Annotated in this window: 19 protein-coding genes; 9 read left to right on the forward strand and 10 right to left on the reverse strand. The window is 64.4% G+C overall.

Translation table 11 applies throughout. The features are described from left to right. Positions 1-11: 11 nt before the first annotated feature. Together QRN52_RS14995 and QRN52_RS15000 are read right to left on the reverse strand one after the other, a co-directional pair. Complete coding sequence (locus QRN52_RS14995; protein ID WP_284753671.1) at positions 12-2,402, reverse strand: ATP-binding cassette domain-containing protein; 2,391 nt, start codon at positions 2,400-2,402, stop codon at positions 12-14. 57 nt (positions 2,403-2,459) lie between these two features. Further along, a complete protein-coding gene (locus QRN52_RS15000; protein ID WP_284753672.1) occupies positions 2,460-2,819 on the reverse strand; it encodes a VOC family protein in 360 nt (119 codons plus the stop codon). Positions 2,820-3,034: 215 nt separating this feature from the next. Between QRN52_RS15000 and QRN52_RS15005 the strand changes: the two genes are divergently transcribed. After that, positions 3,035-3,466, forward strand: coding sequence for a YybH family protein (locus tag QRN52_RS15005; RefSeq protein WP_284753673.1), 432 nt, complete (start codon positions 3,035-3,037; stop codon positions 3,464-3,466). Here QRN52_RS15005 and QRN52_RS15010 read toward each other — a convergent pair. Together QRN52_RS15010 and QRN52_RS15015 are read right to left on the reverse strand one after the other, a co-directional pair. After that, complete coding sequence (locus QRN52_RS15010) at positions 3,463-3,933, reverse strand: NUDIX hydrolase (RefSeq protein WP_284753675.1); 471 nt, start codon at positions 3,931-3,933, stop codon at positions 3,463-3,465. The two genes, QRN52_RS15005 and QRN52_RS15010, sit on opposite strands and share 4 nt — an antisense overlap. 19 nt (positions 3,934-3,952) lie before the next feature. After that, a complete protein-coding gene (locus QRN52_RS15015; RefSeq protein ID WP_284753676.1) occupies positions 3,953-4,585 on the reverse strand; it encodes a TetR family transcriptional regulator in 633 nt (210 codons plus the stop codon). 82 nt (positions 4,586-4,667) lie between these two features. Here QRN52_RS15015 and QRN52_RS15020 point away from each other — a divergent pair, with 82 nt between their 5' ends. Then, on the forward strand, positions 4,668-5,441 hold the full coding sequence (locus QRN52_RS15020) for an SDR family NAD(P)-dependent oxidoreductase (RefSeq protein WP_284753677.1): 774 nt from the start codon (positions 4,668-4,670) through the stop codon (positions 5,439-5,441). A 6-nt stretch (positions 5,442-5,447) separates the two neighbouring features. Here QRN52_RS15020 and QRN52_RS15025 read toward each other — a convergent pair whose 3' ends face one another. After that, positions 5,448-5,699 carry a DUF2630 family protein gene (locus QRN52_RS15025; RefSeq protein WP_059389430.1) on the reverse strand — a complete coding sequence of 84 codons (252 nt, stop codon included), beginning with the start codon at positions 5,697-5,699 and terminating at the stop codon, positions 5,448-5,450. Between the two features lie 159 nt (positions 5,700-5,858). Between QRN52_RS15025 and QRN52_RS15030 the strand changes: the two genes are divergently transcribed. After that, positions 5,859-6,476 (forward strand): DnaJ family domain-containing protein, encoded by a 618-nt coding sequence (locus QRN52_RS15030; RefSeq protein WP_284753679.1) that lies wholly within the window; start codon positions 5,859-5,861, stop codon positions 6,474-6,476. Between the two features lie 237 nt (positions 6,477-6,713). Beyond that, positions 6,714-8,186 (forward strand): HNH endonuclease signature motif containing protein, encoded by a 1,473-nt coding sequence (locus QRN52_RS15035; protein ID WP_284753680.1) that lies wholly within the window; start codon positions 6,714-6,716, stop codon positions 8,184-8,186. Here QRN52_RS15035 and QRN52_RS23960 read toward each other — a convergent pair. The 3 genes from QRN52_RS23960 to QRN52_RS15045 are packed head-to-tail and all read right to left on the reverse strand — an operon-like array spanning position 8,183 to position 9,993. Then, positions 8,183-8,404, reverse strand: a complete 222-nt coding sequence (locus tag QRN52_RS23960; RefSeq protein ID WP_350225157.1) for a nuclear transport factor 2 family protein — start codon at positions 8,402-8,404, stop codon at positions 8,183-8,185. The genes QRN52_RS15035 and QRN52_RS23960 overlap by 4 nt on opposite strands. A 33-nt stretch (positions 8,405-8,437) precedes the next feature. Continuing rightward, on the reverse strand, positions 8,438-9,253 hold the full coding sequence (locus QRN52_RS15040) for an SDR family NAD(P)-dependent oxidoreductase (protein ID WP_284753681.1): 816 nt from the start codon (positions 9,251-9,253) through the stop codon (positions 8,438-8,440). Further along, a complete protein-coding gene (locus QRN52_RS15045) occupies positions 9,250-9,993 on the reverse strand; it encodes a hypothetical protein (RefSeq protein ID WP_284753682.1) in 744 nt (247 codons plus the stop codon). The genes QRN52_RS15040 and QRN52_RS15045 overlap by 4 nt, the downstream gene beginning before the upstream one ends. A gap of 98 nt (positions 9,994-10,091) precedes the next feature. Here QRN52_RS15045 and QRN52_RS15050 point away from each other — a divergent pair, with 98 nt between their 5' ends. Then, on the forward strand, positions 10,092-10,613 hold the full coding sequence (locus QRN52_RS15050) for a MarR family winged helix-turn-helix transcriptional regulator (protein WP_284753683.1): 522 nt from the start codon (positions 10,092-10,094) through the stop codon (positions 10,611-10,613). 4 nt (positions 10,614-10,617) lie between these two features. On the opposite strand, the gene QRN52_RS15055 is transcribed toward QRN52_RS15050, so the two are convergent. Both QRN52_RS15055 and QRN52_RS15060 read right to left on the reverse strand, forming a co-directional pair. Further along, positions 10,618-11,679: a Gfo/Idh/MocA family protein gene (locus QRN52_RS15055; RefSeq protein WP_284753685.1), complete on the reverse strand. Its 1,062-nt coding sequence runs from the start codon at positions 11,677-11,679 to the stop codon at positions 10,618-10,620. Between the two features lies 1 nt (position 11,680). Then, positions 11,681-12,535, reverse strand: a complete 855-nt coding sequence (locus tag QRN52_RS15060) for a sugar phosphate isomerase/epimerase family protein (RefSeq protein WP_284753686.1) — start codon at positions 12,533-12,535, stop codon at positions 11,681-11,683. 153 nt (positions 12,536-12,688) lie between these two features. On the opposite strand from QRN52_RS15060, the gene QRN52_RS15065 reads away from it, so the two are divergent. The 4 genes from QRN52_RS15065 (at position 12,689) to QRN52_RS15080 (ending at position 17,487) form a co-directional block, all read left to right on the forward strand. Next, the gene (locus QRN52_RS15065; protein WP_284753688.1) at positions 12,689-14,206 is read left to right on the forward strand and encodes a M81 family metallopeptidase; all 1,518 of its coding nucleotides are present in this window, start codon (positions 12,689-12,691) and stop codon (positions 14,204-14,206) included. Between the two features lie 149 nt (positions 14,207-14,355). Further along, a complete protein-coding gene (locus QRN52_RS15070; protein ID WP_284753689.1) occupies positions 14,356-15,654 on the forward strand; it encodes an extracellular solute-binding protein in 1,299 nt (432 codons plus the stop codon). A gap of 30 nt (positions 15,655-15,684) precedes the next feature. After that, positions 15,685-16,647: a carbohydrate ABC transporter permease gene (locus tag QRN52_RS15075; RefSeq protein ID WP_284753690.1), complete on the forward strand. Its 963-nt coding sequence runs from the start codon at positions 15,685-15,687 to the stop codon at positions 16,645-16,647. Beyond that, positions 16,648-17,487 carry a carbohydrate ABC transporter permease gene (locus QRN52_RS15080; RefSeq protein WP_284753692.1) on the forward strand — a complete coding sequence of 280 codons (840 nt, stop codon included), beginning with the start codon at positions 16,648-16,650 and terminating at the stop codon, positions 17,485-17,487. It begins immediately after the preceding gene. The last annotated feature ends 6 nt before the right edge of the window (positions 17,488-17,493 follow it).

Raw genomic sequence — 17,493 nt, forward strand, 5'->3', positions numbered from 1 at the left:
GTCCCGCTAGCTCACCCGCCGACGTAAGCCGCCAAATGCTCGCCGGTGAGGGTGGAGCGGGCTGCGACGAGATCGGCGGGAGTGCCCTCGAAAACGATCTGTCCGCCGTCGTGACCGGCGCCCGGGCCGAGGTCGATGATCCAGTCGGCATGCGCCATGACTGCCTGGTGGTGCTCGATGACGATGACAGACTTCCCGGAGTCCACGAGCCGGTCGAGCAAACCGAGCAGCTGTTCGACGTCGGCGAGGTGCAAGCCCGAGGTGGGCTCGTCGAGAATGAGCACGCCGCCCTTTTCGCCCATGTGGGTGGCCAGCTTGATCCGCTGCCGCTCGCCGCCGGAAAGGGTGGTGAGCGGCTGGCCGAGGCTGAGGTATCCGAGTCCGACGTCGGCCAGCCTCTGCAGGATCGCGTGGGCTGCGGGGATCCTGGATTCACCCGCGGAGAAGAACTCCTCGGCCTCTTTCACCGACATCGCCAACACCTCCGCGATGTTCCGGCCACCGAGGCGGTACTCGAGCACCGCTGCCTGGAACCTCTTGCCCTCGCATTCCTCGCACGGAGTGGCGACGGTGTCCATGAACCCGAGGTCGGTGTAGATGACGCCCGCGCCGTTGCAGGTGGGGCACGCTCCCTCGGAGTTCGCGCTGAACAGCGCCGGCTTCACGCCATTGGCCTTCGCGAACGCCTTGCGGATGGGCTCGAGCAGCCCGGTGTAGGTCGCGGGGTTGCTCCGCCGCGAGCCTTTGATGGCCCCTTGGTCAATCGAAACGACGCCGTCCCGCTTGGACAGCGAGCCATGGATCAACGAGCTCTTCCCTGAACCGGCGACGCCCGTGACCACAACCAGGACCCCGAGCGGAATGTCGATGTCGACGTCGCGCAGGTTGTTCTCGCTCGCGCCACGGATTTCCAGTGCGCCGGCGGATGTCCGCACCGTCTTCTTGAGGGTTGAGCGATCCTCGAGGTGACGCCCCGTGAGGGTGCCGCTGGAACGCAGCCCTTCGAGGGTGCCTTCAAAGACCACTTCGCCACCGGCGGTGCCCGCGCCGGGACCGAGGTCGACGACGTGGTCGGCGATCGCGATCGCTTCCGGCTTGTGCTCCACGACGAGCACGGTGTTGCCCTTGTCCCGCAGTTGCAGCAACAGCTTGTTCATGCGCTGGATGTCGTGCGGGTGCAAGCCGATCGTGGGCTCGTCGAAGACGTAGGTGACGTCGGTCAGCGAGGAGCCCAAGTGCCGGATCATCTTGGTGCGCTGCGCCTCGCCGCCGGAGAGCGTACCTGCCGGCCGGTCGAGGGAGAGATAGCCGAGTCCGATCTCAGCGAACGAGTCGAGGAGGTGCCGCAGCCCTTTGAGGAGCGGTGCCACCGACGGTTCGTCGAGACCGCGCACCCATTCAGCGAGGTCGCTGATCTGCATCGAGCACGCGTCGGCGATGCTGATTCCCTTGATCTTGGACGAGCGGGCCGCCTCGGTGAGCCGGGTGCCGTCGCATTCGGGACAGGTGGTGAAGGTGATGGCCCGCTCCACGAAGGCACGGATGTGCGGCTGCATTCCCTCCGGGTCCTTGGAAAGCATGGACTTCTGGATCTTCGGGATCAGGCCCTCGTACGTCAGGTTGATTCCCTCGACCTTGATCTTGGTGGGCTCCTTGTGGAGCAGGTCGTGGAGTTCCTTCTTCGTGTACTTGCCGATCGGCTTGTCCATGTCGAAGAATCCCGAGCCGCCGAAGATGCGGCCGTACCAGCCGTCCATGCTGTAGCCGGGTATGGTGAGCGCGCCCTCGGCAAGCGACTTGCTGGCGTCGTACAGCGCGGTGAGGTCGAAGTCGGTGACCGAGCCCCGCCCTTCGCAGCGCGGACACATGCCGCCGGTGATGCTGAAACTCCGCCGCTCCTTCGTCGTCGTGCCACCGCGCTCGAAAGTGACCGCTCCCGCACCGGAAACCGAGGCGACGTTGAACGAGAACGCCTGGGGCGATCCGATGTGCGGTTGGCCAAGCCGGCTGAAGAGCATGCGCAGCATGGTGTTCGCATCAGTGGCGGTACCGACCGTTGAACGGGTGTTCGCGCCCATCCGCTCCTGGTCGACGATGATCGCCGTCGTGAGTCCTTCGAGCAGGTCCACATCCGGCCGCGCCATGGTCGGCATGAACCCTTGCACGAAGGTGCTGTACGTCTCGTTGATCATGCGCTGCGACTCCGCCGCGATCGTGGCGAACACCAGGGAACTCTTGCCCGAACCGGAGACGCCCGTGAACACCGTCAGCCGGCGCTTGGGCAGCTCGATGCTGATGTCCTTGAGGTTGTTCTCCCGCGCTCCCTGCACGCGAATCAGATCGTGGGTGTCGGCGGTATGCAGCTCTGGCGACTGCGTGTCCGTGCTCGTGGCCGTGCTCATCGTGTCTCCATCTGGTACGCGGGTCCGTCTTCGGTCTTGGTCGGCAAGTCTGGTTGGCTACTGAGGATCCTGAAGCAGTCCGAGGACGTTGCCGTCCGGGTCGGTCACGGTGGCCACCAGACGGCCGCCGCCGACGTCGCGGGCTGCTTCCTTCAGGGTGGCGCCAGCGGCAGTCACCTCGGCCAGCTTTGCTTCGATGTCCGAAACGTGCCAGTAGGCGACGGGTGAGGTCATGGCCTGCGGGCCGCCTCCCGGAACGAGCCCGATGTGCTGGCCCGCGACATCGAAGCCGACGTAATACGGCCCGTCGGCCTGCGGCGCTGTCCCGAGCAAAGCGGTGTACACCGCCTTCGCCGCGGCGAGGTCGGTCACGGGATGCAGCACGGTCTTGATTCCCTCGTTGGAAGAGTCGCTCATGATCACTCCTGAAGTCATTAGGGGACGAAGCTGGCGTGGACGGTGTTGTCCATGACCGCCATTCTAGGCGCGGCCCGAAAGCAGCGCTTCTCCATTCCTGACCGGTCTTGTTCCGCGAGATTCGTTGTATGGACATCCCTGGTGAGTGGTGCCACCATGGCCGAATACGGGGCCCTGGCGCGCCGCGCCAGCGTAAAGCGAGGCTGGAGGAACCAATGCCGGAATCCGATCTCGAACTGATGGTGGAGAAATACCATCGAGCGCTCGATGCGTTCGTCAAGGGAGACCCGGAGCAGCAGAAGAAGCTGTTCTCAAAGCGCGACGACGTCACGCTCGCTAATCCGCTCGGGCCGCCTGCGCGGGGCTCGAGTGCGGTCGAGGCGACCATGGATCGGGCGTCTTCCCAGCTGAGGGAGGGCGAGCCCATCAGATTCGAGCGAATCTCCGGGAACGCCGGCACGGAGCTTGCGTACATCGTCGAAATTGAATGGGCGCGGGCCAAGCTCGGCGGATCTGATGAGGTATCCCCGATACCCCTTCGAGTGACGACGATTTTCCGCCGGGAAGACGGCGAGTGGAAGGTCGTCCACCGTCACGCGGATCCCATACTTTCCACGCGGCCGATCGAGTCGCTCGTCCAGAGCTAGTGTGGCCCAAGGTGCCGGATCAACGCGTCGAGGATCGGCACCTGCCCGCCCACCAATTTGGCGCGGGCTACGGTCTCCGTGGCCCAGATGGCGTCGTCGATCTCCGGGTAGCTTCGGATGACGCCTGATCCGCGCGGCCATTCGAGATCGAAGGTGTTGCTCACGATTCTCTCCGGGTCGAAGTCCGATTCCGCTGTGAAAACCGCCACGAGTTTGCCCGACGGTTGCCGGAAAATGCCCAGCTGGTGATAGTCGACGGCGGGAGCAGCAACGCCCATCTCCTCGGCGAATTCACGCTTGGCGGCTACCAGGGGATCCTCGTCTTCGAGGTATTCGCCTTTGGGAATGGACCAGGCGCGTGCATCCTTGTGCGCCCAGAAGGGTCCGCCCATGTGGGCTATCCAGAATTCCAATTCCGCCGCGGAATTCCGACGGTACAACAGAATGCCCGCGCTTCGAACTGTCATTTGCCCTCCCAGGCATAGGTTATCCGCCGGGTTCGGCGGCCGGAACCCGCAGCACGGCCATGGACTCAAGCAAATACGGCACCGGATCCGCCTCCGTCCCCGTGGCCCACTGCATCCACGCCTGGAAGGTCGCCCCGAGATAGGCGGCGCACAAATAGCCTGCCGCGCGTTCGCTGACGCCCTGCGCAACGAGGTAGAGCCGCGCCCGGTCCCGCTGTGGAGCCAGGGCATCGTAGCTCCTGCTCGCCAGCTCCGGGTGCTCTGCGATCAGGCGCAGGCGCCCGCGCGTCACGGAAAGGTCTGGGATCGCCGAAACCCCGGCGATGGCGGCCGCCCGAAGTCCGGCGAGGATGCCGCCGTCGGAAGTGTCGCCGTCGGACTGCTCGGCTGTATGGGCGGCCTCCAGCGCCCGGCCCGAGGCTTTCACCACCGGTTCCATGCCGCCCCACACAAGGTCAGCCTTGCTGGGGAAGTAGCGGTACAGGCTCTTCCGCCCGATTCCCGCCTCTCGTGCGATGTCCTCCATTGACGTCCGCTCGTAGCCGTTCTCGGCAAAAAGCCGGAGCGCGACGCCAGCCACGGCGTCCGGGTCAATCGTCGCCGGGCGTCCGGTGGTGCGCGCGACGGCGGGCTTCGTATGGTCTGAGGGCATCTTTCCAGTATCCACTCTTACATTATGACACGGAGTGTCATAATGTGGATGGAAAGCCATTAACACGTTCGGGAGGAACAACATGGGCAACGAAGCTGCATGGCAGGAAGCCACCATCAATGGCCGTTTTGCCGGAAAAACGGTGATCGTCACAGGGGCGGGCTCGGGCATCGGCCAGGCCACGGCCCTGCGCGTCGCGAAGGAAGGCGGCCGGGTCATCGCCGCCGACATCAGCAAGGAGCGCCTTGACGCCTTGGTGGAGGAAAACAGCGGCCTGGACCTGGTTCCTGTGGCCGGCGACATCTCCACGGAGGAGACCGTTGCCGCGGTTGTCGTCGCCGCCGAAGGCCGTGTGGACGCCCTCGCCAACATCGCCGGCATCATGGATAACTTCGCCCCGATCCACGAAGTGGACGACGCCGTGTGGGAGCGCGTCTTCCGGATCAACGTCACCGCCCTCATGCGCCTGACCCGCGCCGTGGTGCCCTTGATGCTGGAGGCCGGCACCGGCTCCGTGGTCAACGTCGCCTCCGAGGCCGGGCTGCGCGGCTCCGCCGCCAGCTACACGGCGTCGAAGCACGCCGTCGTCGGCCTTACCAAGAACTCGGCCGTGATGTACGGGCCGAAGGGGCTTCGCTTCAACGCCGTTGCCCCCGGGCCAACCATCACCAACATCGAGGCAACGTGGGGGTCCCAGTTGGCCGCCGAACGCCTCGGCCCACTCATGCAGGCCACTGTCCCCAACCCAGCGACAGCCGCGCAGTTGGCTGCGTCCATCACCTTCCTGCTCAGCGACGACGGCACCAACGTCAACGGCGCCATCCTCGCCTCCGACGGCGGCTGGTCGGCGCTGTAGGGCGGCTCAGCCGGTGTAGCCTTCCACCTGCTTTGGGGGCCGTGGTTTGGCCTCGTTCGGGTTCTCCCCGTATTGCCTCTTGGCCCGCCGTTGGCGCAGCAGGTCCCAGCTCTGATCCAGGTCCTGTTCGATGCGCTCCAGCCTTGCACGGTCGGGGGCGTGCGCAGGACCCGGCGGGGCCGCCTCTGCCTTCTCCCGGAGTTCCCGCTCTTCCTCCACAAGTGACTGGATGTGGTGCAGAATGCCCTGTTCGTCCATGGTGACCCTCTTCCTGAACTAGCCGTTACCAGTCAGGTTAGTGAGCTGCGCTAGGCGTGAACAGAGGCCGTGTTCGCGGGAGCCATCCCGGCAATCTCCCGTTTGCGGAATACTTGGACGCAGATCCAGGATTTCCGCAAGCGAAGGCGGTGGTTGGCCGTGAACGGCGAAAACAGCGTGTTCAAGCGCCGGCTGGAGCGAGCCATGGAGTTGCGAAATATCCGCGCAACCGGCATGACGGCCGAAGAAGAAGCCGACTTGGAGGCCGCCGAGGAGGAAGAGCGTCGGAAGCGCAAGAAGGTGGACGACGCCGCGCGCGTGGAATACCTGATCCGCGATGCCATGGCGCAAGGGAAGTTCGACAACCTGAAGTACGCAGGCAAGCCGATCCCCGGGCTGGGGGAGCGCTACGATCCCGATTGGTGGGTCAAAGGCCTCATCCAGCGAGAACATCTCAGCGGCCTTGGCCCTAAAGCCATTCTGCTCCGCACCGAGGACGCCGAATTGGATGCGAAGCTTGACGCCCTGTACTCGGAAAAGCAGGTGCGCGATCTAGTGGAGGACTTCAACGCCCGGGTCATCGACGCACGGCGCCAACTCCAGGGCGGGCCGCCGGTGATCACGAAAACCCGCGACGTCGGCGTCGAGTTGGAACGCTGGCGCGAGCGCCGAGCGGCGGCTGCTGAGGCTGCTGAGAAAGCCGCTGCGGCGGCCGCCGCGCAGAAACGTGTCACCGAGCGGTCGTGGTGGCACCGTCTCTGGGGCACCCCCGGCTAGGGAACGCTTGGGAAACCCGGTAGTGGAATCCGGCCCGCGGCGCCACGCATCGACGTCGTCGTTGTCCGAGACAAGCCAGGCACCCGCGTTGTTGCCGAGGACGTCGTTGCGATGAATGTTCGCGGTGACCGCCCGGCCGGCACCTTAATGTCAGACCCTCCCCCTAGCCTGAAAGTGTCAGGCAGCCGAGTGGCCTCGCATGGTTGAGGGGCAGGAATCCAGGAAGGGGGGGCAGGCGTGGAAAACCGGGTGTTCGGAGCGGAAGGCGATGCGTGGGTTCCGGCCGTCAGCTTCACAGACCGGGAGGATTCGCCGCTGGTTGGCACCGTGAGCCTACCGCTCGCATCCTTCCTCAGTGCCGACGATGCGCTCAGTGTTGTGGAATCGACCGACAGGCTCATTGTCTGGGCCACGGCCGTGAAGTATCAGGCCCTGGTCCGCGTTGAAGAAGTAATCGGTGAAGAATCCCCGAGGAGGCACGAGAGGCAGCCGGTACGGTTCGGTGGGGACGAGGCCCATGCCTTGGCTGTCTCCGAAGTGTCCACCGCCTGCGCCCTGACGGAGGGCACGGCCGCGCGCTTGCTGAATGATGCCGCGGATCTTGCTACGTCCCAGTGGGCAGTCCTCGAGGCGGTCGAGGCCGGGGAGATCTCCGAGATGCACGCCCGGATCATTCTCGACCAGGCCCGTTCCCTCCCGGCCGAGCACGCCGAAAAATTCGCTACCGTGGCCCTGCTGCGCACGCGGACGCGGCAGGGCCGGCGCCGCACGCCGTCAGAGTTCCGCGCTTGCCTGCGGCGGCTGCGGGAGCACGTGCACCCCGAAAGCATCATCGCCCGCAAAGAGTCTGCCCAGCGTGAGCGCGGCGTGTGGTTCACGGCCGAGCCGGACGGCATGTGCACGTTGTCCGCGTTCCTCACGGCGGAGGTCGGGATGGCCATTTACAACGGCCTCGACCATGATGCGCGGCAGGCCAGTGCGCGGGCTGCGGAGCTTGGAGATCTTCCGGGGCCGCACCCTACGTCCGATTTTGGTGCCGCCCTCGATTCCCGCACGCTGTCGGAGCTCCGCGCGGATGCGCTGGCCTACCGCCTCTTTGGTGGATCTGACCGGCTTTTGAGTGGATCAGGCGAGCTGCTTGGCGGATCTGACGTGCCCGAATCCGGGGCATTCCGCGCCGAGGTCGTGGTAACCATTCCCGTTGGATCCGTCTTTGGCGGCAGCATCGGGCCCGACGGTGGCGAGTTCGAAACAGCTGAACTCGAAGGATACGGACCAATAGACGCTGCAACGGCCCGGCGCATGGCGGCCCTTGCGCCAACGTGGCAACGGCTGTTCACGGACTGCACCAGCGGCCAGGTCCTGGGTGTGGGGCGCACGGCCTACCGTCCACCGAAGGCACTTCGCCGGTACCTGCAGTGCCGTGAGGGGACCTGCCGGTTCCCCGGGTGCACGCGGAGGGTTGTCGTTTGCGAACCCGGCCACATCACCGAGTGGCAGGATGGCGGCACCACTGACGCCGACAACCTTGCAATGCTCTGCCGAAAGCACCACGCGCTGAAGTCCATAGGCGCCTGGAGCTATAGACAGTCCTCACCAACCGGCGACCTCGAGTGGAAGTCGCCCCTCCGTCGGCAATACAGGACCGAGGCGGCAGATGTTGGCAGGACGGTCCATTTGCTCCAGCGGCCAGAACCCCCGCCTTTCTAGGGCCGGGCCTGCAGTGGTGCGGTTTGGGTGGCACGGTTTGGGCGCCGTAAGTTCTGCGTGTCCTCGGGTTGTGCCATGGGTGACAAGTGCAGGCCTGCTAACTGCCACCGTTCGTCCTCCCTGACCATGATCTGCGTAACGCGGAACTGGCCGTTGGACGGTTGTCCGCGGTAGGCGGACTGTTGGTGCTGGACCCGGATGAGGCGGCGCTTGCCCAAAGAAAGCTGAGTTCTTCGAGGTCGGGATGGTATTCATTCATGGCTGGTTCCCTTTCTCCTGGTGTTGAACGCCGGCGTTCCCGCCAGCCGGCCGCCGTCGACGGCGAGCACGGTTCCGGTGACGAACGACGACTGCTCCGAGCAAAGCCAGACGGCGGCAGCGGCAACCTCGGCCGTGGAGCCGATGCGTCCCAGCGGCACGGCGGCGGCGACGCGGTCCTGGGCCGCTTGGCCCGCCCCTGCGAGTCGCTCGGTGAGGATGGGGCCGGGAGCGATCGCGTTGACCCTGATCCCCTGGGAGGCGTAGTCAAGCGCGGCCACCCGGGTCAGGCCACCGACACCGAACTTGCTCGCCACGTAGCCGCTCATGCCGGCAACGCCCTGTTCGCCCGCGGTGGAGGACATGTTGACGATCGCTCCGCCGTCTCCGCTTTCCAGCATGAGCTCGATTTCGTATTTCAGGCAGAGGAACACTCCGCGCAGGTTGACCGAAATCGCGCTGTCGAACTCCTCGCTCGCCCACTCGGCCAGGGGTGCCGGGATCCGCCCGCCGCCTGCGGCGTTGTTGACCGCGGCGTCGAGCCGTCCGAAGCGGTCCCGGATCTGTGCCATCAGGGCTTTCACCGAGTCCTCATCGCCCACATCCACGGCCATGGCCACCGCTTTTCCGCCGCCCGAAGTGATGTTGGCGAGCTGTTGTGACAGGCTTGCGCCGTCGCGCGAGGCAAGGACGACGTCCGCTCCGGCGCGAGCCAGCGCAGTTGCGATCTCCGCACCGATTCCGCGGCTCGCTCCGGTGACGAGCGCGACCTTGCCGGACAGCGGCCGGGCGGGATCCGACGTCGTCATGGCGTTGTCCGGCTCGTGTGCGGCGCGTGCGCCCGTGGCTCTTGGTTCGCGGCTGCCCGGTTGCGGGGGAGCAGGAAGCCTGCGGCAACCAGCCAGAGCAGCCCGCCGAAGCGTCCGATCGGCAGTAGGAACTGAAGAGGCTCGATCGCCATCGACAGGAAGCTCAACTCGGACAGTGCGGCAATGACCAGGCCGGTCCAAGCCAGCCAACGGGGCATGAAGCCAAGGATCAGGGCCGGGACGGCAATTCCCGCCATGAGCAGGCCGGTCCCGACGACGAAGCCGACCCCTCCCGTGATGAACGCGAGGAAGTCGAGCGCGTGGGTGAGCGTCACATCCGTGGTGATTTCCGGCCGGCTCAGCAGCCACGTCACGGAACCCGACAACATCAGGAAGATGGCCGCGCTGACGCCGCCAAAGAAGCCAATGGCCGGTCCGGGAACACGCACGCCAAGCCGGAGCTGCCGGGCGTAGACGGTGGCCGCGTAGATTCCCAATGGCACTGCGGAGCCGAATTGGAGCATGCCGCCGAGTCGCGTCGCAGCGACGTTTTGCTGGAAGAATGCGGCCACCTGCCCCGCCGGGGCAAAGGGCGAGACGAACGTCTGGCCGCCGGTCAGGACTGCGGACGTGATGAGGCTGGCGAGGAAAATGCCCAGGCTGACGAGGGCAAGAACGCCGGGGTGGGGGCCGCCTGACCGGGCTGGACGGCCTTCATCGGGAATCGAACGACTACTCATGGCTGAACCTTTCTAGCAGTGGCTGGACTTTCGTAATTGCATCACTACTGAAATGGTTCACCTATAGAATTATTCTGTCAAGCATGTATTCTGAAGACATGGACTTAGCCACACCGGGCCGGCCGAAACGGACCGCATTTCTCTTGTCGCAGCTAGGCGCCGTGGCATCGTCCCGCTTTGCGGACCGCACACGGGATATCGGGCTCACGCCCAGCGACGCCGGTGTCATCCGCCTGATCGGACGCGCCCCCGGGTTGAGCCAGCGCTCCCTTGCGGACAGGCTCGGTGCCGTCCCCAGCCGGGTGGTTTCACTCATCGACTCGCTGCAGGAGCGCGGCCTTGTGGAGAGGATGCGCAGCAGTACGGACCGGCGGAACTATGAACTGCACCTCACGGAGGCCGGCAAGCGCGTGCTGGGGGAACTTCGCGGGATTGCCGAACAGCATGAAGCGGAGCTGCTGGCCCCACTAAACGACGAACAGATCACGCAACTTGGCGAGCTGCTTGCGCAGCTCGCCAACGGCCACGGGCTGGACAGGGACCTCCACCGCGATGTCGGCCGCCAGCCCGGACGCGATGTCGGAGCTGACGGCGGACCTGAGCGGGCACGAAAGGCCTGAGCGGCTACAGCACCACCTCGTGGCCTGTCCTGCTGGACTCGTAGATCGCAGAGATGATCTTGATGAGCTCAAGGCCGTGGGTGGCCGGAGCGGCCTCGGCGGCATCGCCCCGCGCAGTAGCCAGGAACTGCTCCACCTCGTTGCGGTATGCCACAGTGCTAAAAGTCGGCGAATCCAGCACGGGCGAAATATCCAGCAGCGTGTCGTGCTGTTCGGTGAAGATTTCCAGCGTCGGCTCCAGCTGCGCGCCGCCTTTGTCTCCGAAGACTTGGACCTTGGTTTCATCCGCGCCGTGCATCGAGTAGCTGGTGTCGAAGTGCATCACTGCGCCATTGCTGAACTTGATCAGTGCTGTGGCAAGATCCTCGACGGGGTCCGCCGGGGGTCGTGCCGGATCGAAATCGGCGGAGAGATACCGGCTGAAGTTCGAGATATTGTTCCGTGCACCGATCTTGTGGAACACGGTCCCAGAGACCGAAGCCACGGAGGGACAGCCCATGAGCCACCAGCAAATGTCGATGAAATGGACGCCCAGGTCGATGAGCGGACCTCCGCCGGACAAGGCTTTGTCGGCGAACCAGCCGCCGGGATTTCCTACCCGGCGCAGGCAAGTGGCCTTGGCGTAATAGATCTGCCCGAGGTCGCCGGCGTCGATGAAGCGCTTGAGTACCTCGGCGTTGGGCGAGAAACGGCGGACATACGCTACCTGCAAGACGCCCGCACTCCGCTGTGAGGCAGCAGCAACAGCCAAAGCCTCCTCCAGGGAGGCCGTCATGGGCTTCTCGACCAGCACATGCTTTCCGGCCTCGAGCGCCGCAATCACGATTTCGGCGTGCGTGTCATTGCGCGTGCAGATGCTGACGGCGTCGATCTCGGGATCGGCCAGGAGCTCCTTGTAGTCCGTGAAGACCTTGACCGCTCCGTATTCCGCGGCCCGGCTCCCGGCACGCACAGCGTCGATGTCGCAGACAGCCACCAGGTGCGCCGACGGCGAATCACGGTATGCGTCCAGGTGCATGTCCGAGATTGTCCCCAGCCCGATGACCCCAACGTTCAATGCCCCCATGTCAGCAGCCCTCCCACAATGCGGCGGCGTTGCGCAGCGATTCGGGCGCCGCCGTGAGGCAGTCCTCGCGGCCCTCGTATTCCACCGAACACGGTCCGCTGAAACCGAAGTCCTTGATCAGGCGAAGGACACGCGGCAGGTCCATGTCCCCGAGTCCGAACACGGAGCCCTGGATATGGTCCCCTGCCAGCGTTTGCAACCAGCCGTCGCCGGGGTTTCGCTTCCGGCGGTAGAAATCCTTCAGATGCACCACAGACGCGTAGGGGAGGAGTTTGGCGACGGCCGATTCCGGCACCTCATCGACGCACAGGAAGTTGCCGATGTCCAAGGTGATCTTGAAATTGTCGCGGTCCACTGCGTGCACCAACTGCAGCAACCGTTCGCTGACGTTGAAGGCCATGCCGTGGTTTTCCACGCTGGTGGTGATTCCCAGGGTTGCCGCGTAGTCGGCGAGTTCCCTGGATGCAGGGACCACCTTCTCCAGGGCATCGCGGTATTCGATGTATGAGGCGGGGCGCCAGGCCCACGGGACAACATCGTGGCGGAAGCGGCTGATCCCCATCCGTTGGGCCGTGTCCAAGTGCGTCTTCACCCGGGCGATTTCAGCCGCCGCGTCGGCGCCAAGGAAATCCGCACCCACCACATAGTTGACCAAGGCGATCCCGGACGCCTCTGCACGCTCGCGCAGCCCTTCGGCTGCCGCGTGGTCCGCGGAAAGGTCCACGCCCAGTCCGGCCTCGGCCACTTCAAGATGGCCGGCCTGATGGGATGCCGCCCAGCCCGGCAGGTCCAAAAGGCCCACCCGGCCGGCAGCCAAGGCTCCCGCCAAACTGTACGTACTCAGCCCAATCTGCATTGTTCGATCCTCTTCCGTGGAGTCCGCGTGCCGTCACTTGCGAGCCCACGTTAGGCAGGATTCCGGGCGAAAAGGGCTGGTTGAACTTCATTCGGCATTGAACTTTCGCGGCTCCGCCCCGGTCCCGCAGCGAACCTCAATATCGTGGCAGGCATGATGGAAAAGAAGCCCCGGATCCTCATTACCGGAATCGCCCTCGAGGCCAGCACCTATTCCCCTGCCCGGACCCGCATGCAGGACTTTGTCCGGCGGGATGGCCAGGAGATCTTGGACCAGTACCCCTTTTTCGCCCCGGACCATCCGGTGCGCGAGGCGGCGGATTGGCTGCCGCTTGTCCACTTCCGTTCCATCCCGGGCGGGGCTGTCCCCTCCGCGGACTATGCCGAGATGAAACGGACGATTCTTTCCGCTGTGGCGGATGCGCTGCACGCAGGCCCCGTGGACGGGCTCTATTTCGACATCCACGGTGCCATGAGCGTTGAAGGCCTCGACGATCCCGAGGGTGATTTGCTCCTTGCCCTGCGCGGTCTGATCGGCCCGGACGTGCTGGTGTCCAGCGGCATGGACCTGCACGGCAATGTTTCCTGGACTTTGGCGCACCAACTCGATATCCCCAGTTGCTACCGCATGGCCCCGCACGAGGACTGGCTGGAAACCAAGGAACGCGCCGCCGTGAACCTGCTGGAGCGATTGGCATTACCGGAGGCCGCCCGCCGCCCGATCAAGGCCTGGGTTCCGGTCCCCATCCTGCTGCCCGGGGAAAAGACCAGCACCCGATTGGAACCGGCAAAGTCGCTATATGAGGAGGTCGGGGTGATCGCCGGGCGGCCCGGCGTGCTCGACGCCGCGCTATGGATCGGTTATGCCTGGGCAGACGAGCCGCGCAACCGGGCCGTGGTGATGGTCACCGGTGACGACGCCGACGCCGTCGCACGCCATGCGAGCGGGCTCGCCGTCGACATGTGGAACAGGCGGGACGAGTTCCGTTTCGTGGCGCCCTCGGCGCCGCTCGCTGAATGCCTCGCGGCAGCGGAGGCGAGCACGAAGCGGCCGTATTTCATCAGCGATTCCGGGGACAATCCCACGGCCGGGGGAGCCGGTGACGTCACTTGGACCCTGCACAAACTCCTTGGGCACCCACCCATCGCCGCCGGAACGATGCAGGCAATCTACGCTTCGATCCCGGATCCTGCCGCGGTGGACGCGTGCATCGGCGCCGGCGTCGGTGGATCCGTCTCGGTGGACGTGGGCGCCCGCGTGGACGGCACACAGTCCGGTCCGGCGCGGCTGGACGGCATTGTGGAGCACCTGGCTCAGGGCGACCCTGTGGCCATTGACGAGGCCGTCATCCGCGTTGGCGGGCTGCGCGTCATCGTGACCCGGCGGCGCAAGCCGTATCACTTGGAATCGGACTTCCTCCGGAACGGCTTGGATGCCCGGACAGCCGACGTTGTGGTGGTCAAGATCGGCTACCTCGAGCCCGAGCTCTTCGACATGGCCGCGGACTGGATGCTGGCGCTCACTCCAGGCGGCGTGGACCAGGACCTGCACCGGCTGGGCCACCGCAGGATAGCGCGGCCCATGTTCCCGTTCGACGACGGCGGTGCGACGCCCGACCTGACCGCACGGTTCGTACCTGCGTCGAACCAGCCGGCGGGCGTCGAGCGCTGAGGGGCGGGCCGCGTGCGTCCGGGCTCCAAATCGGACCCAAACTAAGTTCGATTCTGAACTAAGTTATAGGCCCTTCCGAAGCATCATTCCTCCATGATTTCGTTTCCTGCATGGTCAATCGACCCTGTGAGTTCAAAGTGGAGGAAGCGATGAAAGAACTTAGTCGACGTGGTTTGCTCGGTCTGGGCGGAGCCCTGGGTGCCGCAGCCTTGCTGTCCGCATGTGGCGAGGCCTCGGGCTCCGCCTCTTCGGACAGCCTCTCCACTCCGGCAAAGCTGCGGGTCTGGTTCATGAAGGACTCCGTGTCGGACAAGGCCCAGGCGTGGCTCAAGCAGGAGTTCGAAAACAAGTTCCAGGGATCCACCCTCACCATCGAGCAGCAGGAGTGGGATGGCATCGTCCCGAAGCTCCAGACGGCCCTTGCCAGCCCCGAATCGACGCCGGACATCATCGAACTCGGCAACACCCAGGCGCCCACCTTTTGTGCGGTAGGAGCATTGGCCGATCTGAGCGGCATGAAGGAAGAGCTGGGCGGTGCGAATCTGACCAAATCGCTCGTGGAACTCGGCAGCTTCGAGAACAAGATGTACGCCGCCCCCTTCTACGCGGGAAGCCGGATCGTGTTCTACCGGAAGGACATGTTCCAGAAGCTCGGGCTCGCGATACCGAAGACCATTGACGAGCTGACCGCCGTCGCAACGAAGATCCAGACCGGCAACCCCGAGAAGAACGCACACTTTTCCGGGATGTTCCTGCCCGGGATTTCCTCACAATCCGCGTTCGCTTGGGTCTTCAGCAATGGCGGGCGGCTGGCCGTGCAGAAGGACGGGAAATGGGAAGGAGGCTTGTCCTCGCCGGAAAGCCAGAAAGCCATCGCCCAGCTCCAGCAACTGTGGACGACCGGCTCCACCACCGGGACCATCACGGATTCGACCATCGGTTCCCAGCCGTACACCGCCTTCAACACGGGCGAGGCGGGAATGTTCTTCGGCTTCAACTTCCATCTGAAGAAGATCAAGAAGGAACTCCTGGACGCCGGCAAGGTGGGGTACTTCAACTTCCCGTCGCCTAAGGGCGACGCCGTGGGCAATCCTTTTGCCGGCGGCTCCAATGTGGCCATCTCGAACAACAGCAAGGCGCGGGGGCTGGCCAAGGAGGCCCTCAAACTCATCTTCAGCAAGCCGTTCCAGGAGTTCTTCGCGACCGAAGGAGGCTGGGTCCCGGGAAACCTGAACTACGCCGCGGCCCTTGGGCAGGACGAATTGTCCAAGGTCACCATCGAGGCCGTCAGGAATTCCGTGGGCACCCCGGCAGCAAAGAACTGGGCATTGGTGGAGAGCGCCAAGGTGGTTGACGACTTCTTCGTGGCCATGGGTGCGCTGAAGGATCCCGTGGGGCTGGCCAAGACGGCCGACGCCAAAATGACGGAAATCCTCAACAGCAAGTAGGCCCGGCGGGAAGCAGAAAGGACCGAAGCCATGACCGTAACCAGTACGCGTGCGAAGCCGGAAGGGACCCTGCCCGACCGGACTGAACCAGCGGCCCCCAGGAAACGCAGGCGCAACCCCCTGCCGTACATCCTTCTGCTTCCCGCGGTGCTCATTGTCCTGGTGGACATGGGCTACCCGTTGCTCCGCCAAATCACCATGGCGTTCCAGCACTTTTCCCTTGAGCAACAGTTCGGCAAACCCGCGGAATTCGTCGGGCTCGACAATTTCACCCGGGTGCTCGGCGATTCGGCATTCTGGCTCACCCTGGGAAGATCCCTTGCCTTCTGCCTTGTGTGTGCCGCCCTGACAATGGCCATCGGGATCGGAGGCGCGCTTCTGCTCACCAAACTCTCGCGCCCGGTCTCCGTCTTCGTCCAGGCCGCCATGCTGCTGGCCTGGGCGATGCCCGTGTTGTCCTCGCTCCAAGTGTTCCAATGGATCTTCGATTCCAGGTCCGGGGTGGTCGACTGGACACTGGCCGGACTGGGAATGCAAGGGATGGCTGGCTACAACTGGTTTTCCAACCCCCTGACCTTCTTCGCGGTAGCGGCCATCCTGGTCATCTGGATGAGCGTGCCGCTGGTGGTCTTCATGGTCTACGCATCGGTCACCCAGATCGATGAGTCCATGCTGGAGGCCTCAACTCTCGATGGTGCCAACGGCTGGAAGCAATTCCGCGAAATCACCGTTCCCACCATCGCCCCGGTTCTCCTGCTGGTCACGATCCTTGAAATCATCTGGGACCTGCGGGTCTTTACGCAGATCTTCATCCTGCAGAAAAACGGCGGCATCACCGAGCAGACCAACGTCCTTGGCACATACGTCTACCAGGTGGGCTTGTCCGGCGGAGACTACGGTGTGGCTTCCGCGACCGCCCTGATCATGCTGCTGATCACGCTGCTCCTCACTTGGCGTTATGTCACCCAATTCCTGAAGCAGGGAGAAGTCTGAATGGCCCTCAAACCCAGCCCCGTCCGCCGCTCGGCGGCCAACATCACCGGCCTGGTCTTCGGGCTGCTGTGGATTTTCCCGGTCTACTGGTTGGTCAACAATTCGCTCGTCACGGACGACGCCTTGCAGTCCCGCACGCCGTCGTTCCTGCCGCTCGACTTTACTTGGGCGCACTACGAAACAGTGCTCCACGACAGCCGCTTCTGGTCCGCCCTGCGGATGAGCTTCGGGGTTGCCCTGATTGTGGTGGTGGCCGCATTGCTTTTCGCCTTCTTCGCGAGCATGGCGCTCAGCCGCTTTCGATTCAAGGGCCGCAAGATCATCATCATCTCGGTGCTCGTGATCCAGATGATCCCTGCTGAAGCCATGTTCATTTCCCAGTACAAGATGATCGACAGCTGGCACCTGCTCAACTCCGTGCTCGGCCTGAGCCTGCTGTACGTCGGGGCGTCCGTGCCTTTCACTATCTGGATGCTCAAGGGATTTGTTGACGGGGTCCCTGTGGAGCTCGAAGAGTCAGCGATGATTGACGGTTGCTCCCGAATGGGCGCATTCTTCCGGGTGACCTTTCCGCTACTGGGCTCCGGACTGGTGGCCTCCGGAATCTTCGCCTTCTTGGCCGCATGGAACGAATACACATTGGCGCTGGTACTGCTGAGCAGCGACAACAGCAAGACCCTCCCGCTGTGGATCCAAGGCTTCAGCGGCCAGAACCAGGCCACGGACTGGGGTGGGATCATGGCCGGGTCCACCCTCATGGCGCTACCGGTGATCATTCTCTTCGTCATCGTCCAGAAGAAGATGGCCCAGGGCCTCGTTGCCGGTGCGGTGAAAGGCTGACATGCA

Origin of the sequence: Arthrobacter sp. efr-133-R2A-120 (genome assembly GCF_030209835.1) — a bacterium.
Taxonomy (GTDB): Bacteria; Actinomycetota; Actinomycetes; order Actinomycetales; family Micrococcaceae; genus Arthrobacter.

Bases quoted from the DNA above. Each gene is read 5' to 3' on its own strand.
- QRN52_RS14995 (WP_284753671.1), bottom strand. From the start codon at position 2,402: ATGAGCACGGCCACGAGCACGGACACGCAGTCGCCAGAGCTGCATACC.
- QRN52_RS15000 (WP_284753672.1), bottom strand. From the start codon at position 2,819: ATGAGCGACTCTTCCAACGAGGGAATCAAGACCGTGCTGCATCCCGTG.
- QRN52_RS15005 (WP_284753673.1), top strand. From the start codon at position 3,035: ATGCCGGAATCCGATCTCGAACTGATGGTGGAGAAATACCATCGAGCG.
- QRN52_RS15010 (WP_284753675.1), bottom strand. From the start codon at position 3,933: ATGACAGTTCGAAGCGCGGGCATTCTGTTGTACCGTCGGAATTCCGCG.
- QRN52_RS15015 (WP_284753676.1), bottom strand. From the start codon at position 4,585: ATGCCCTCAGACCATACGAAGCCCGCCGTCGCGCGCACCACCGGACGC.
- QRN52_RS15020 (WP_284753677.1), top strand. From the start codon at position 4,668: ATGGGCAACGAAGCTGCATGGCAGGAAGCCACCATCAATGGCCGTTTT.
- QRN52_RS15025 (WP_059389430.1), bottom strand. From the start codon at position 5,699: ATGGACGAACAGGGCATTCTGCACCACATCCAGTCACTTGTGGAGGAA.
- QRN52_RS15040 (WP_284753681.1), bottom strand. From the start codon at position 9,253: ATGACGACGTCGGATCCCGCCCGGCCGCTGTCCGGCAAGGTCGCGCTC.
- QRN52_RS15045 (WP_284753682.1), bottom strand. From the start codon at position 9,993: ATGAGTAGTCGTTCGATTCCCGATGAAGGCCGTCCAGCCCGGTCAGGC.
- QRN52_RS15050 (WP_284753683.1), top strand. From the start codon at position 10,092: ATGGACTTAGCCACACCGGGCCGGCCGAAACGGACCGCATTTCTCTTG.
- QRN52_RS15055 (WP_284753685.1), bottom strand. From the start codon at position 11,679: ATGGGGGCATTGAACGTTGGGGTCATCGGGCTGGGGACAATCTCGGAC.
- QRN52_RS15060 (WP_284753686.1), bottom strand. From the start codon at position 12,535: ATGCAGATTGGGCTGAGTACGTACAGTTTGGCGGGAGCCTTGGCTGCC.
- QRN52_RS15065 (WP_284753688.1), top strand. From the start codon at position 12,689: ATGATGGAAAAGAAGCCCCGGATCCTCATTACCGGAATCGCCCTCGAG.
- QRN52_RS15070 (WP_284753689.1), top strand. From the start codon at position 14,356: ATGAAAGAACTTAGTCGACGTGGTTTGCTCGGTCTGGGCGGAGCCCTG.
- QRN52_RS15075 (WP_284753690.1), top strand. From the start codon at position 15,685: ATGACCGTAACCAGTACGCGTGCGAAGCCGGAAGGGACCCTGCCCGAC.
- QRN52_RS15080 (WP_284753692.1), top strand. From the start codon at position 16,648: ATGGCCCTCAAACCCAGCCCCGTCCGCCGCTCGGCGGCCAACATCACC.